Source organism: Lichenibacterium ramalinae (genome assembly GCF_004137085.1).
GTDB lineage: Bacteria > Pseudomonadota > Alphaproteobacteria > Rhizobiales > Beijerinckiaceae > Lichenihabitans > Lichenihabitans ramalinae.
The window spans coordinates 54,095-68,698 of the sequence record NZ_QYBC01000024.1; the positions used below are offsets into that span (position 1 = coordinate 54,095).

Annotated in this window: 11 protein-coding genes; 3 read left to right on the forward strand and 8 right to left on the reverse strand. The window is 69.0% G+C overall.

Annotated features, from left to right (window positions below; genetic code table 11):
• Window positions 1-70: 70 nt before the first annotated feature.
• Both D3272_RS23035 and D3272_RS23040 read right to left on the reverse strand, forming a co-directional pair.
• Window positions 71-832 carry an AAA family ATPase gene (locus D3272_RS23035; RefSeq protein WP_129221559.1) on the reverse strand — a complete coding sequence of 254 codons (762 nt, stop codon included), beginning with the start codon at window positions 830-832 and terminating at the stop codon, window positions 71-73.
• On the reverse strand, window positions 829-2,637 hold the full coding sequence (locus D3272_RS23040; protein WP_129221560.1) for a hypothetical protein: 1,809 nt from the start codon (window positions 2,635-2,637) through the stop codon (window positions 829-831). Before D3272_RS23040 ends, D3272_RS23035 begins: the two co-directional genes overlap by 4 nt.
• Window positions 2,638-3,117: 480 nt before the next feature.
• On the opposite strand from D3272_RS23040, the gene D3272_RS23045 reads away from it, so the two are divergent.
• Together D3272_RS23045 and lexA are read left to right on the forward strand one after the other, a co-directional pair.
• Window positions 3,118-3,681 carry a helix-turn-helix domain-containing protein gene (locus D3272_RS23045; protein WP_129221561.1) on the forward strand — a complete coding sequence of 188 codons (564 nt, stop codon included), beginning with the start codon at window positions 3,118-3,120 and terminating at the stop codon, window positions 3,679-3,681.
• A gap of 306 nt (window positions 3,682-3,987) precedes the next feature.
• A complete protein-coding gene (gene lexA / locus D3272_RS23050) occupies window positions 3,988-4,704 on the forward strand; it encodes a transcriptional repressor LexA (RefSeq protein ID WP_129221562.1) in 717 nt (238 codons plus the stop codon).
• Between the two features lie 12 nt (window positions 4,705-4,716).
• Here lexA and D3272_RS23055 read toward each other — a convergent pair whose 3' ends face one another.
• Entirely contained in the window at window positions 4,717-5,463 is a 747-nt protein-coding gene (locus D3272_RS23055) for a hypothetical protein (RefSeq protein ID WP_129221563.1), read from the reverse strand.
• Between the two features lie 23 nt (window positions 5,464-5,486).
• Window positions 5,487-7,334, reverse strand: coding sequence for an aspartate--tRNA ligase (gene aspS, locus D3272_RS23060; RefSeq protein ID WP_129221564.1), 1,848 nt, complete (start codon window positions 7,332-7,334; stop codon window positions 5,487-5,489).
• 238 nt (window positions 7,335-7,572) lie between these two features.
• Here aspS and rnd point away from each other — a divergent pair, with 238 nt between their 5' ends.
• Entirely contained in the window at window positions 7,573-8,748 is a 1,176-nt protein-coding gene (gene rnd, locus D3272_RS23065) for a ribonuclease D (RefSeq protein ID WP_129221565.1), read from the forward strand.
• Window positions 8,749-8,832: 84 nt separating this feature from the next.
• Here rnd and D3272_RS23070 read toward each other — a convergent pair whose 3' ends face one another.
• The 4 genes from D3272_RS23070 to D3272_RS23085 all read right to left on the reverse strand — a co-directional run bounded on the left by D3272_RS23070 (window position 8,833) and on the right by D3272_RS23085 (window position 14,431).
• The gene (locus tag D3272_RS23070; RefSeq protein ID WP_129221566.1) at window positions 8,833-10,329 is read right to left on the reverse strand and encodes a Ppx/GppA family phosphatase; all 1,497 of its coding nucleotides are present in this window, start codon (window positions 10,327-10,329) and stop codon (window positions 8,833-8,835) included.
• 19 nt (window positions 10,330-10,348) lie between these two features.
• Window positions 10,349-12,547, reverse strand: coding sequence for an RNA degradosome polyphosphate kinase (locus D3272_RS23075; RefSeq protein ID WP_129221567.1), 2,199 nt, complete (start codon window positions 12,545-12,547; stop codon window positions 10,349-10,351).
• 67 nt (window positions 12,548-12,614) lie between these two features.
• Window positions 12,615-13,283: a P-loop NTPase family protein gene (locus tag D3272_RS23080; protein WP_129221568.1), complete on the reverse strand. Its 669-nt coding sequence runs from the start codon at window positions 13,281-13,283 to the stop codon at window positions 12,615-12,617.
• Window positions 13,280-14,431 (reverse strand): AI-2E family transporter, encoded by a 1,152-nt coding sequence (locus D3272_RS23085; RefSeq protein WP_129221569.1) that lies wholly within the window; start codon window positions 14,429-14,431, stop codon window positions 13,280-13,282. Before D3272_RS23085 ends, D3272_RS23080 begins: the two co-directional genes overlap by 4 nt.
• Window positions 14,432-14,604: the final 173 nt, after the last annotated feature.

The following is a 14,604-nucleotide window of genomic DNA, read 5'->3' on the forward strand; positions in this document are numbered from 1 at the left end:
AAATTATCCCGCGCCGGCCTCGGCGGCGGGTACGCGTACCAGGAGGCGAAGCGGCCGGGGGCCGCCCGCCTCAAGCTGGGGAGAGGCGCAGAACGCCGTCGCGGCCGGTGCCGCTCCGTAGGAAGCCCTCGGCCTCGCGGAGGTCGGCCAGCTCGATCGGCGCCTCGGCGCCTCCGATCTTCAATGCGGCCTGGAGCACTTGCGTGACGTGGCGCAGCGACGTCTTGAGGCCGAGCTGCACCAGAGCGTCACGTGTCGTTTTGTCGGCGATGTTGCAGGCCGCCGCGAATGCCGCGAAGTCCTCCGCCACCGGATCGCCAAGCCGCACCGTCTTCCAGATCCGGTCGCTGATCTGCTCGTAGGTGCCGGCGTCGGCCGACACGCGGCGCAACCGCTTCTCATTGCCGACGAAGACGATCGGAAGTCGGAAGTGGTCGGAGAACCGCAGAACGCTGCGGATCGCTTCCAGGTCGTAATTCTGGTATTCGTCGAGCAACAGGAAGCAACCGCGCTCCGCCATGGCGGAGGCGCATCGCTCGCACGCCTCCTCCAGCTCGAAGCCTGTCCGGTGATAGTGGCTCCAGCCATCAGCCTCCATGATCGCGATGTGCAGGCCTTTAGTCGTGCGATAGCGCGCCCGGTATTCGACGTAGACGGCCCGCGGGTCGCGTCGGGCGATGTGCTCCAGCGTGGCCGTCTTGCCGATGCCGGGGCGTCCGACCACAACAGCGGTGCCGTGGATGGAAAGGGCAAAGGCGATCGTCTCGTTGATCGCCAGCGCGATCGACGTCTCGACGAAGGGGACGCGTGGGGCGTCGTGGTCCTCGATCATGTGAGCCTCGGCATTTTGGCGTCGGCCATGAACTTGGCCGCGGTTTTCGAATGGCGCGCGTTGCGAGCCTTATCCTCGGCCTCGCGGTTGCGCCGGTCGGTTTCGACCTTGGTCAGGAGGTCGGCCGAACTCGCTTTGCGGTCCTCGGCGATGGTCTTCGCGTCGTCCGACGCATCAAGGGTCGCGCCGACCGGCACCTTGGGCGCGGCAGGGAACGTCGCGATGAGCTTGTCGCGCTCGGCCAGCGGGTCGACGTCGGGCACCGATCGGTCGAGCGCCTGGACGCCTTGGCGGCTGGCCCGCTCACGCTCGCCGGCCTCTACGGCGCCTTCAGGCGCCAGCATCGCATAGGGCTTGTCTCGCTCCAGGAAGCCCCGGAGCGCTCCCGTTTCATCCTTCCAGGGCAGGCGATCGAAGTGATCGTATTTCGGCACCAGCAGCTCGACAGTGTCGCCTTGGTAGGCCTGCAACGCCCGTGAGGTCCAAGGGCCCTTGAGCTTCACGCGGCCCTGGTGGACGTCGACAACCTTGGAGGTGGAGAACGCCACCAGGAAGGCACCATCCTCGACATCGACCCTCTGCCAGCCATCGCTGATGAAAGCGCGAAGAGCGTCGTTCGGCGACTTGCCGCCGAGGGCGCTGCCGAACTGCGGCGTCTCCGCATAGAGCACGTCCACATAGCGGTTCAGCAGCTCGCGCAGCTCGGCGAAGGTGCCCGGGAACGGCTCCGGCTCGCGCCCGACGTTGGCGCTCTTCTTCCGCGTTCGGTCGCCCGCCACCCATCCGGGGATGACGTGAAAATACTTGCGCTCCAGAACGCCGAAGATGCCCTCGATCGGCTTGGCCGGCGCGTTGTAGGCGCGAGCCCGAACGATGTTGGAGCGGCGCTCCTCCCAGGTCCCGAGGTCTGGGATGAGGCGCCGGCCGTCGCGGTCCATGAGCTTCAGGGCGTCGTCGATGAACTCCAGCCAGCGATATTCGGACCCGTTGTCCCCGTAGACTGCCCGCGGGCCGCCCCAAATTCGTATCGTCGCTGTGGTGTGGGCGATGACGTGGCGAGCGGTGATCCCCTTACCTTCGTCGAGCAGCACCCAATCGACGCGGATGCGGTTTGTGGCGAGGTCCAGCGTCGCGATCCCGCGGGGATAGGCGATGGTGCCGTTCTCGCGCCGGCACCCGATATCGAGCGGATGCACGTCGACCACCCACACGTCGTTGGGCAGGAGGCCAGCACGGGTGCGCGAGATGCGGGAGCGAGCGTCTTCGTGCGCCTTGCGGTCCGTCTTGAAGCGGTGGACCTTGCGAAGGTCCTTCGCCCGGCGAATGAGGTGCACGGGGATGGCACAGGCGGCGAGCAGCGCTTCCGTCGACAGGTCGGAGCCCGCCTGTCGGGTTAGCTCAAGCAGGTGCTCTCTCGCGAGCCGCAGGATGATGGACGGGCTCTCCCCCGCCTTCACAAGCCCGCCGATGTAGCCTGCCAGTTCGGTGGCGATGGTGTGGGCGGCAGCCTTGGGAAGTTTCACAGCCTTGTCCCAGGCACGGGAGACGACTGCGGCGCGCTCGCCGGCCCCCTTCCGCTTCCGGCGCGTTAGGCCGGCGAAGCCCTCCGCCTCGTGCTTCTCCGCCCACCGCTGGATGGAGCGCTCTGAGGCCGCGAAGGGTTTCCCGTCGAGGTGGAACACCTCGGCCGCGCGGGCCTTCGTCGCCACGGCCCGCTCGGGCGTGCCCGGCTTCGTCTTGAGCACCGGGCCGATGATGTGGAACCGCATGTTGCGGACCGACGCCTCGGCGTCGTCGAGCTTCAAGGCGAGTTGGACAGGCGTCTTAGGCGTTAGGAGAGCAGCTTGAACGGCCGGTGGAAGGCTCTTGACCTCGATATACAGAACCTGACCAGAGCGCCCACCGGACCCGCCTCCCTCGCGAACCACAAGCACGCTGTCCTGCCAAGGCCTCTCACGCCCTAGTAGAAATTGACGAGCGATTTTGTGGGAGGCCTGCCGAGAGATCCCAGCCACGTCGGCCAACACTGGGACGGTGATCTCGGCAACCACTACGCTTCTCCGCCGACCTGCAGCGTCTCGGCAATGAGCTGGTCGACGAGTGCCCTGCTCTTTCTGCTATGGCGAAGCCCCTTGAGGGCTTTTTCCACCGTTTGCCGGTTCACCCCCTTCGCGTTACACCATGCGTTCAAGGTGGTGCCTTGTGTCACAAGCGCTCCGCGCACGACCCTATAAAGGTCGTCGGAGGCGATGATGGCGACGGGGAGAGTGCGCTGGAGCTGGTGCATGGTTGATAAGAATGCGCTTAAACAAGCGCATGTCAAGCTACTCTCCGACGAGGAGATGCTTGCGCGGCTGCGCGACGCGCTTAAGCGCAAGAGCGTTTCGCTTCGCCATCTCAGCCAAGCGCTAGGCGTTCCGTACCGGTCCGTCCAAAATTACCTTGGCGGCGAGACGAGAATGCCCGCCTCATTCCTCATCAACGTTTGTGGTTATGTCGGCTTAGAGCCAAGCTTCTTGTACAATGGCGACTTCCGACCACACTATCACGACTTGAAGGATGCTGTAGCCAAGGCCTGTCAGGTACTGGACATTCCTCGACAGGAGGATGCGCAGCTTGTGGACGGCATACTTCGATCAGGTGAGACGCCACAACGCGTCTTTGTGGATCGTGCTACGGAACTCATCAGTGAGAATTACGACCGTTTCCGCCACGAGTGGCTGAACCGGCGAACTGCCGCCTTCGGCTTCCGGGGCGATCCCTTTGTTGACGATCACTCCGACAAACAGGTTGACCAGTCTGGTTTACCAGTACCACCGCTCGACCCTGCCCGTGATATAGACGGTTGACCAGAAAGCTGGGGTATATCAGTCCTGTCATCGATACGTGGCGGAAGCCATTCTCGGTTCCTGCTGTTGCGGACTGGTAAACCAGCTAAGTTGTTGCTGTTGCTGAATAAATGGCTTCACTCCCGCCAAATATCGATGACGGCGCCCGCCAAAGAGCGAAAATGCGCCCACCACCCCCCATCGTCGCAGGCCGCTTGCGGAACGCACAGGGAACATGTAGCTCTCGTTCATGTTTTGTTTTAGTCGAGTCGGTAAGGGGCCCCGGCCGGGGGCCGGCCGGGTCGGCGCCGCGCCGCGAGGCCTACCATGCTGACCGAAAAACAGAGCGAACTGCTCCGTTTCATCCACGCCCGCCTGCAGAAGACCGGGGTGCCGCCCTCCTTCGACGAGATGAAGGACGCGCTGGACCTGAAGTCGAAGTCAGGCATCCACCGGCTCATCATGGCGCTGGAGGAGCGGGGCTTCATCCGGCGGCTGCCGAACCGGGCCCGGGCGCTCGAAGTGCTGCGCCTGCCCGAACAGGCCGCCGCCGAGGTCGCCAAGCCGAAGGGCTTCACGCCGACGCTGGTGAAGGGCGGCAAGCCCGCGCCCAAGCCCGGCCTCGCCACGCCGCGGTCCGAGCCGACGCGGGACCTGCCGGGCGCCTACGAGATCCCCGTCATGGGACGCATCGCGGCCGGCACGCCGATCTCGGCGATCCAGACCCAGAGCCATACGATCGCGATCTCGGCCGATTTCCTGGCCTCGGGCGAGCATTTCGCCCTGGAGGTGCGGGGCGACTCGATGGTCGAGGCCGGCATCCTCGACAACGACACCGTGATCATCCGCCGGCAGGAGACCGCCAACACGGGCGACATCGTGGTGGCGCTGGTCGACGACGAGGAGGCGACGCTGAAGCGACTGCGGCGGCGGGGCGCCTCCGTGGCGCTCGAGCCTGCCAATGCTGCCTACGAGACCCGCATCTTCGGGCCGGAGCGCGTCAAGGTGCAGGGCGTCCTGGTCAGCCTGTTCCGCCGCTACTGACCGGCGCCGCCCTCAGCGCCAATGCTCCGCCACCCAGGGCACGGGTGGCAGGGAGCGGTAGAACTTCTTGTACCACTTGGCCGGCCAGCGGCCCCGCATGGCCTCGTCGGGCCGCGGATGGCCGGTGAAGACCACGACGCGCGCCTCCGGCGGCAGGGCCGGCGCCTTCACGAGATAGAGCGGCCAGGGCGGCAACAGCCCGTGTTTGAAGCTCGGGCACCAAGCTTCCGGCCAGAACGCGACCGGCAGCCGCGATGCCTTGGTGACGTAGATCTGCTCGTTGTCGAAGCGGTGGGACATCCGCACCGCGTCGGCCTCGAAATCGGCCACGAGATGCGGCGCCGAGCCGGCTCGAAAGCGCATCACCGACGAATTGCCGATGCCGTCGCGCCGTCCCTGCGTCGGGTTACGCACCAGCACCAACTGGCCGGGCGCGTGGTCGAAGAGCGCGTCGAGCGGCCCGGTGACGAGGATGTCGAGGTCGAGGAACAGCAAGTCGCCGCCGAGGCCCCCGAGGCCTCCCGCGGCGTCGGCGGTCCAGAGCGCCAGCTTGCGCCAGGGTCCCGGCTTCAGGCCGGGCGGCAGGTGGATGTCGGGGATCGGGCGCGCGTCGATCGCGGCGTCGAGCCCGTCGATCGGGTCCGTGAAGGCGACGAACCGCGTCGGCCGCGCGACGTTGCGCATGACGGCGCGATGCAGCCGATTGACGTAATCGGCTCCATACTCGCTGCCCCAGCGGATGCAGACGACGGTCTGCACGGGCGGGCGCTCCCGCGGCCGGCTCAGGCGCCGTGCGGCGACACCAGGGCGTCGGGATCGGCCTCCGGCTTCGGCCCGGCGGAGGGCGGCGTCGCGGTCGAGCGGATGTGCAGTTCGCGCAGCTGCTTCGGGGTCGCCGGGGCCGGGGCTCCCATCAGCAGGTCCTCGGCGCGCTGGTTCATGGGGAACAGCACGACCTCGCGCAGGTTCTCCTCCCCGGCCAGCAGCATGACGATGCGGTCGACGCCGGGCGCGATGCCGCCGTGCGGCGGCGCCCCGTACTGGAAGGCGCGGTACATGCCGCCGAACCGCTCTTCCAGCACGGATTCCTCGTAGCCCGCGATGGCGAAGGCCTTGCGCATCACGTCGGGACGGTGGTTCCGGATGGCGCCGGAGGACAGTTCGATGCCGTTGCAGACGATGTCGTACTGGTAGGCCAGGATGTCGAGCGGATCCATCGTCTCCAGCGCCTCGAGCCCGCCTTGCGGCATCGAGAACGGGTTGTGGGAGAAGTCGACCTTCTTGTCGTCGTCGTTGTACTCGTACATCGGGAAGTCGACGATCCAGCACAGCTCGAACTTGTCCTCGTCGAGGAGCTTCAGCTCGCGGCCGATGCGGGTGCGGGCGAGGCCGGCGAGTCGGGCTGCTTTGGCCTCGGTGTCGGCGGCGAAGAACACGGCGTCGCCGGGCCCCACCTTGGCGTCCGCGCAGATGCGGGCCAGCACCTCGGGCGGGATGAACTTGGCGATCGGCCCCTTGCCGACGGGCGCCCCGGCCTCGCCGTCGAGGATCACGTAGCCGAGGCCGGCCGCGCCCTCGGTGCGGGCCCAGTCGTTCAGCTTGTCGAAGAACGAGCGCGGCTGCGCGCCAGCGCCCGGTGCCGGGATGGCCCGCACCACGCCGCCGTTGGCCACCACGCTCTTGAAGGCCTTGAAGGTGACGCTGTCGTCGGCGAAGGCCTGGCTGACGTCGGCGATGATCAGCGGGTTGCGCAGGTCGGGCTTGTCGTTGCCGTATTTCAGCATCGACTCGCGGTAGGGGATGCGGGTGAATTTCTGGGTGACGGGCCGGCCACCGCCGAACTCCTCGAAGATGCCGCGCAACACCGGCTCCACCGTGTCGAACACGTCGTCCTGCGTGACGAAGCTCATCTCGATGTCGAGCTGGTAGAACTCGCCGGGCGAACGGTCGGCGCGGGCGTCCTCGTCGCGGAAGCAGGGCGCGATCTGGAAGTAGCGGTCGAAGCCCGCCACCATGATGAGCTGCTTGAACTGCTGGGGCGCCTGCGGCAGCGCGTAGAACTTGCCCGGGTGGACGCGGGACGGCACGAGGTAGTCGCGCGCACCCTCGGGCGAGGAGGCCGTGAGGATGGGCGTCTGGAACTCGGTGAAGCCCTGCCCCTTCATGCGGCCGCGCAGGCTGTCAATGACGCGCGAGCGCATGATGATGTTGTTGTGCAGCCGCTCGCGGCGCAGGTCGAGGAAGCGGTACTTGAGCCGGATCTCCTCCGGGTACTCCTGGTCGCCCGCCACCGGCATGGGCAGCTCGGCGGCCGGGCCCAGCACCTCGATCTCGGCGGCGTAGAGTTCCACCTGCCCGGTCGCCATCTCGGCGTTCTCGGTGCCGGCGGGGCGGCGGCGCACCGGCCCGTCGACCCTCACCACCCATTCGGAGCGGAGCTTCTCGGCCTGGGCGAAGGCGGGCGAATCGGGATCGATGACCACCTGCGTCATGCCGTAATGGTCGCGCAGGTCGATGAACAGCACGCCGCCATGGTCGCGGATCCGGTTGCACCAGCCGGCCAGGCGAACGTCGGTGCCGATGTCGGCTTCGCTCAGGGCGCCGCAGGTGTGGGTGCGGTAGCGGTGCATGGCATCAACTCTCGGGACGGAGGCTGCGGGCGTGGGACGCCCAGGGCTCGCGGCTCGGGGTAGGAGCCGCGGCGGCGCACCGCGTTTGTCACCATTTCCGGCAGACTGTCAAAACATCCGGCGCCGCCACGGTCCTGCGACGGCCCTGCGGCGGCTCGGTCCCGCCATCGCGGCCTTTCGTTGACTCTGCACCCAGCCCCGGCTCGCAACGCGCGCGCGCTTGCGTTAAGGGAGCCGCATGACACTGATCACCACCACCGAAGAGCTCGCGGCGGTCTGCCGTCGCCTCGCCCGGCATCCGTTCGTCACCGTCGACACCGAGTTCCTGCGCGAGACGACCTTCTGGCCGAAGCTCTGCGTGCTGCAGCTCGCCTCCGACGAGGAGGCCGTGGTGGTGGATGCGCTGGCGCCCGAGATCGACCTCATCCCGTTCCTCGACCTCATGGCGAACCGCGACGTCGTCAAGGTCTTCCACGCGGCGCGCCAGGACCTCGAGATCATCTGGAAGATGTCGGGCCGCCTGCCCGACCCGCTGTTCGACACGCAGGTCGCCGCCATGGTCTGCGGCTTCGGCGACCAGGTGTCCTACAGCGAGCTCGCCCAGACCCTGTGCCGGGTGACGATCGACAAGTCGTCGCGCTTCACCGATTGGGCGCGCCGGCCTCTGAGCGCCGCCCAGGTCACCTACGCGCTCGCCGACGTCACCCACCTGCGCGACATCTACCGGGTGCTGCTGGGCCAGCTCGAGGCCTCCAAGCGCACCGGGTGGCTCGCCGACGAGATGCGGACGCTCCTGTCGCCCGCCACCTACGAGCAGCACCCCGACCAGGCCTGGGAGCGCTTCCGCTCGAAGCTGCGCAAGCCCCGCGACCTCGCCGTGATGATGGATCTGGCGGCCTGGCGGGAATCCGAGGCGCAGAGCCGCGACGTGCCGCGCTCGCGCATCCTCAAGGACGACGCCTTGATCGAGGTGGCGACGGCGGCGCCGCGCTCGCTCGAGGCCCTGGGCGATCTCCGGGCCGTGCCGCGCGGCATGGACAAGTCCCGGCTCGGCCCCGACATGCTGGCCGCGGTCGAGCGCGGGCTCGCCCGCGACCCCAAGACCCTGCCCCGCATCGAGCGCGACCGCCGCGGCAACGGCGGCGGCGGCGGGGCCACAGTGGAACTCCTCAAGGTCCTGCTGCGGCAGGTGGCCGATGCCCACGGCGTCGCCGCCAAGCTGATCGCCAGCGTCGACGACCTCGAAGCCATCGCGGCCAGCGACACCGCCGAGGTCCCGGCCCTCGAGGGCTGGCGGCGCGCGATGTTCGGCAGCAAGGCGCTGGACCTCAAGCACAGCCGCCTCGCCCTCACGGTCGAGAACGGCAAGGTCATCGCCCTCGAATGGCAGGACGGCGAACCGCCGGCAGCCTGACGCGGCCGTTCCCGCGGCTGCGGCCGGAGGATCACGACCTGCCCGGCGCCGGGCAGGTCGTCCGGCGGCGGATCGTCCCGTCCGTCACTCCACCTTCACGTCGGCTTCGCGGCCGAGGAGCTTGGCGAGCTGCTTCAGGCGCGCCAGGCAGCGCTCGCTGGCGAGGTCGGCGAGGTCGGGCGGCAAGGCCAGCGTGAGGCGCGCCTTGGTGCAGCGCAGAGCCGTCCGGGGCAGCACGCCGCCCATGGCGGCCGAGATCAGGTAGGCGACGCGCATCGCGGCGCCGAGCAGCCGCGCCCGTTCGAGGGCCTGGGGCGTCAGCAGGGCCCGCAGGCCGGTTTGCGCGTCGCCGTCGCCGCCCCCGTGGCGATAAGCGACGGCCAGCGCCAGAAAGGCCCGCCCGGGGTGGTCCACCCCCGCGAAGGTGCCGTTGGCGACGGCGTTCAGCGCGTGGTCGCCGCGGGAATCGGGATGCGCCCGCCAGGCGATGTCGGCCATCAGGCAGGCGACATGGCGCAACCGCGTCTCGGCGACGCTTTCCGCCAGGCCGGCCGCCGCGTAGAGCACGTCCGTCCAGGCGCAGAGGTCGGGCCCATGGTCGGCACTGCGGGATCCCTGCGCGTTGATCTCCCGCGCCGCCGCGACGAGCGGGTCGTCCCGGCGCTGCTCGGCCGCCAGGCGCTCGAACAGCAGGCCTTCCCGCACCCCCATGGCGGAGATCACGATCTCGCGCGGGCGGCCGAGCCTTATGACCTCCTCGAGCACCGCGGCGCCGTAGGCGAGAAGCGGGCGGCGCGCCGACGCCACGGCCGCGATGGCGCCGGGGTCCTCGGCGTCGGCGCGCTCCACCAGGGCGCCCAGCCCCAGCGCATCCGCCGCCGGCATGCTGTAGCCGTGCATGACGGTGAGGGGGTACCCCCGGCTCTTCATGTGCAGCTTGGCGAGCGCCCGCCAGGTGCCGCCGACGGCGAAGAAGGTGCGGCCCTCCAGCGCCTTCAGGGCGGTGGCTCGCCCGAGGTGGTCGCGCGCGATCCGCCCGGCCCGCTTGGGCGAGCCCTTGCTGGCATCGAGCAGAGCGAGGCCGCCGAGCGGCAGCGACACGCCGCGGCCGAGGGCGCTGCGCCGCATGTCGATGAGTTCGAGGGAACCGCCGCCCATGTCGCCCACGACACCGTCGGCCTCGTGAAAGCCGGAGGACACGCCGAGCGCCGACAGTTCGGCCTCGCGGGTGCCGCCGATCAGCTCGATGTCGGCGCCCACGGCGGCGGCGGCGGCGTCGAGGAAGGCGGGACCGTTGCGGGCGTCCCGCGCCGCCGCGGTGGCGAGGACGTGGACGTCGGCGACCCCGAGGTTGCGGCACAGGACCCTGAAGGCGCGCAGCGCCGACAGCGCGCGGTCCATCGCCTCGGTTCCGAGCATCCCCGTGGTGGCGACGCCCTTGCCGAGCCCGCAGAGCACTTTCTCGTTGAAGATCGGCGTCGGGGCGCGCGACAGGCGCTCGTAGGCGACCAGCCGGACGGAGTTGGAGCCGATGTCGACGATGGCGACCGGCCGTCCCGCTTCGTTTCGGTCGGGCGTCACGACGGCCCTCCGACCAGCCTCAACGCCGGGATTCGAGCCGTCGGAGAAGTGTCTTGGGGCTGGATTCGCGTAGGGATTTGCCACGTCCTGAGAGACTCGGGTTCGTCATGAAGTAATTGTGGGCATTGAACGGCTCTTCCCCGTCCGCCGGGGCCATGCGCTCGCTGCCGCCGTCGGGCAGTACACGGTAGCTCTGCTGGTTGTCGATGAGGTTGGCGATCATGATCTGGTTCAGCACCTGGTCATGCACAGTCGGATTGGTGATGGGCAGCAGGGCTTCGACGCGCCGGTCGAGGTTGCGCGACATGAGGTCGGCGGAGGAGATGTAGACCCGGGCCTTGTTGTGGGGCAGGCCGTAGCCGCCGCCGAAGGCGTAGACGCGGGCGTGTTCGAGGAAGCGCCCGATGATGGATTTCACCTGGATGTTGTCGGACAGGCCCGGCACGCCGGGCCGCAGGCAGCAGATGCCGCGCACCACCAGGGTCACCTGCACGCCGGCGCGGCTCGCCGCGTAGAGCGCGTCGATGATCTCGGCATCCACCAGCGAGTTGCACTTGCCCCAGAAGGCCGCGGGCTTGCCGGCTTCGGCGAAGGCGATCTCCTCGGCGATGTGCTGGAGCAGCCGCGCCTTCAGGGTGAGGGGTGACACCGCCATGCGCTCGAGGCCCGCCGGTTCGGCATAGCCGGTGATGAAGTTGAAGATGCGCGACACGTCCCGGGCGATGATCGGGTCCGCCGTGAAGAAGGAGATGTCGGTGTAGATCCGCGCCGTCTGCGGGTGGTAGTTGCCGGTGCCGACGTGGCAGTAGGTGACGAGGTTGCCGGCCTCGCGCCGCACCACCATGGACAGCTTGGCATGCGTCTTCAGCTCGATGAAGCCGAAGACGACCTGCACGCCGGCGCGCTCGAGGTCCCGCGCCCAGCGGATGTTGGCCTCCTCGTCGAACCGCGCCTTCAGCTCGACCAGCGCCGTCACGGACTTGCCGGCTTCCGCCGCCTCGATCAGCGCCCGGACGATGGGGCTGTCCTTCGAGGTGCGGTAGAGCGTCTGTTTGATGGCGATGACGTTGGGGTCGTGCGCCGCCTGGGTGATGAACTGCACCACCACGTCGAACGACTCGTAGGGATGGTGGACGACGAGGTCCTTCTGACGGATCGCCGCGAAGCAATCGCCGGAATTGTCGCGCACGCGTTCGGGGAAGCGGGCGTTGTAGGGCTTGAACTTGAGGTCGGGCCGGTCGATGCCGACGAGCTCCGACAGGTCGTTCAGGGCCAGCAACCCGTCGATGGTGAAGCTCTGGTCCGTGGCGGTGTCGAGCTCGTCGGCGATGAGCAGCCGCAGCTTCTCGGGCATGCCGGCGTCGATCTCGAGGCGGATAACCGAGCCGCGGCGGCGGCGCTTCAGGGCGCTCTCGAAGAACAGCATGAGGTCTTCGGCCTCTTCCTCGACCTCGAGGTCCGAATCGCGGATCACGCGGAACACGCCCTGCCCGTGTACCTCGTAGCCCGGGAAGAGCCGCGGGATGTGCATGGCGACGAGCGTTTCCAGCGTCACGAAATGCGCGGCGCCGCCCGTCAGGCCATCGGGCACGCGGACGAAGCGCTCGCCCTTGGCGGGGAGGCGCACGAGGGCGTGGAGTTCCCGGGCGTCGGACTTGCGCTTCAGGTCCAGCGCCAGCGTGAAGCCGAGGTTCGGGATGAACGGGAAGGGATGGGCGGGGTCGACGGCGAGCGGCGTCAGCACGGGAAAGATGTGCTGCAGGAAATAGTCCTGGAGCCATTCGCGCTCCGGCTTCGACAGGTCGAACGGATCGACGATGTGGATGCCCTCGGCGGCGAGTTCCTGGCGCAGCGCCTGGGTGCGGCGCTGCTGTTCGCCGACCAGCGCCTTGGCCCGCTCGCCGATGCGCAGCATCTGCTCGGCCGGCGAGAGACCGTCCTGCGACACGGTCGTCACGCCCGAGCGCACCTGGCCGTAGAGGCCGGCGACCCGGACCATGAAGAACTCGTCGAGGTTGTTGGCCGAGATGGACAGGAAGCGCAGCCGCTCCAGCAGCGGGTGGTTGCGGTTCGACGCCTCTTCGAGGACGCGCCGATTGAACTCCAGCCAGGACAGCTCTCGGTTGATGAAACGGCCGGGCTGGTCGAGGAGGGGCGGTCGCGGGGCGGGAGCCTCTTGGGCGCGCGGCGGGGCCGGGGTTTCCTCGATCAGGGACATGGTTCCGAACTCCTGCCGCGACCCGCGACTCTGTCGTCCTCGGCTGTGTCGGGACGATGACAGGGGCTCACTCCCCGTCAAGGCGGCGTTCGCCGAAGAGACCCGCGGCGAGCTGGCGGGTGATGCGGCGGCTGGCGTCGAGGCTGGCGCGGTCGAGGGCGGCGACGGCGCGGCTCGCCGCGTCGAGCGAGCGGTCGAGCCGCAATGCCAGGTAGTCGACGAGGCTCGCGTCGACGGCGAGCTGGCGGTCGGCGAACAGCTTCACCAGCACGGCCCGCATCAGGGCATCGTCCGGGGGCGCGATGGCGACGGCGGGCGCGAGGCGCAGCCGCGACACGAGGTCGGGCGTTGCCAGCGCCCAGGCGCCGGGCAGCTGGCGGGCGGTGAGCAGGAGCGACAGGCCGCGCTCGCGCACGAGGTTCAGGTAGTGGAACAGGGCCGCCTCGGGGACGGCGGCCCGGTCCGCGTCCTCGATCACGGCATTGCCGCGGGCGAGGCCGTCGATGTCCCCGCCGAAAGCCTCGGCCGACAGCAGGACGGCCCCGGCCCGCGCGGCCCAGATGCGGGCGAGGTGGCTCTTGCCCGACCCTTCCGGCCCCACCAGCAGCAGCACGCGGTCCGGCCAGTCGGGCCAGCGCGACACCGCCGCCAGCGCGGGGGCGTTCGAATCGGACGGCATGAAGTCGTCGAGGCCGAAGCGCGGCGCGTGGCCGAAGGGCAGCGGCAGCTGGCTCAATCGCGGCCCGCCTCGACGATCCGCGGCTCGAACGTGACGGTGGCGCGCCCGGCCGCGGGCTCGCCGGTGTAGACCGGGCTCGCCAGGTAGCTGCGCAGGGCGAAGCGCGCCAGCACGCCGAGCGCGGCCGCGAGCGGCACCGCGATGAGCAGCCCCGGGAAGCCGAACAGCGTCGAGCAGATGACCAGGGCGAGCATGAGCCACACCGGGTGCAGCCCGATGGAATGGCCGACGAGATAGGGCGACAGCACGTTGCCCTCGAGGAACTGGCCCGACAGCACCACGGCCAGCGTGACCAGGATCAGGCGCCATTCCGGCCAACCCTGCACCACGGCGACGGACGTCGACACGATGAGCACGGCGAGGGAGCCCAGGAACGGCACGAAGGACAGGAAGCCGCCCGTGATGCCGATGAGGAAGCCGAAGTTCAGCCCCGCCATCGTCAAGCCCACGGCGTACCAGCTGCCGAGGATCAGCGACACGACCGACTGGCCGCGCACGAAGCCGGCGAGCGCCCGGTCGATGTCGCGCGCGATGGCGCGCACGGCCGCCCGGTGGCGGGCCGGCACCCAGCTGTCGATGGCGCCGGTCATGCGGCGCCAGTCGAGCAGGATGTAGAAGGCCACCACCGGGGTGACGACGAGGATCGAGAACAGGCCAAACAGCGCGCGGCTGCCCGACCACAGCGAGTTCAGGAAACCGATGATGTAGTTGATGGCCTGGCCCACCACCGAGCCGATGGAACTCTGCATGTCGGCCGGCGTCAGCGGCGCGTCGATGCCGAGCTTGCGCAGCGTTTCGCCGCCGTAATGCTCGACGAGCTTGCCGCCTTCGAGGATCACGAGGTCCTGGAGGCGGGCCGCGATGCCGGGCAGGCTCAGCACGAAGGCGGTGAGCTGGCGCGTCAGCACCGGCACCAGCACCACGAGGATCAGCAGGATTGCGGCGACGAAGAGGGCCAGGATGAGGGCCGAGGCGCCGAGCCGGTTGAGCCCCAGCCGCTCCAGCTTGCAGGCCAGCGGATCCAACAGGTAGGCGATGGCGATGCCGGCGGCGAAGGGCATCAGCACGCCCGACAGCGCGACGAGCGCGTAGACCGCGAGGGCGAGCACGGCGATCCAGATCAGGATCTGGCGCTGGAGGCTCATGGCCCGATCATCCTCTTGAACACGCGACCGGAGCCGGGCTGCCCCGCTCCGGCGGACCACCATAGGGCAGGACGGCGCGGAAGACGAGATCGGGGACGGCCGGGACGGGGCTCCCGGCGGCGCCACGCTGCTGGTCGACTCGCCGGCCCGAGATCGCTTAAATCAACCCGACA

Bases quoted from the DNA above. Each gene is read 5' to 3' on its own strand.
- D3272_RS23035 (WP_129221559.1), bottom strand. From the start codon at position 832: ATGATCGAGGACCACGACGCCCCACGCGTCCCCTTCGTCGAGACGTCG.
- D3272_RS23045 (WP_129221561.1), top strand. From the start codon at position 3,118: ATGGTTGATAAGAATGCGCTTAAACAAGCGCATGTCAAGCTACTCTCC.
- lexA (WP_129221562.1), top strand. From the start codon at position 3,988: ATGCTGACCGAAAAACAGAGCGAACTGCTCCGTTTCATCCACGCCCGC.
- aspS (WP_129221564.1), bottom strand. From the start codon at position 7,334: ATGCACCGCTACCGCACCCACACCTGCGGCGCCCTGAGCGAAGCCGAC.
- rnd (WP_129221565.1), top strand. From the start codon at position 7,573: ATGACACTGATCACCACCACCGAAGAGCTCGCGGCGGTCTGCCGTCGC.
- D3272_RS23075 (WP_129221567.1), bottom strand. From the start codon at position 12,547: ATGTCCCTGATCGAGGAAACCCCGGCCCCGCCGCGCGCCCAAGAGGCT.
- D3272_RS23085 (WP_129221569.1), bottom strand. From the start codon at position 14,431: ATGAGCCTCCAGCGCCAGATCCTGATCTGGATCGCCGTGCTCGCCCTC.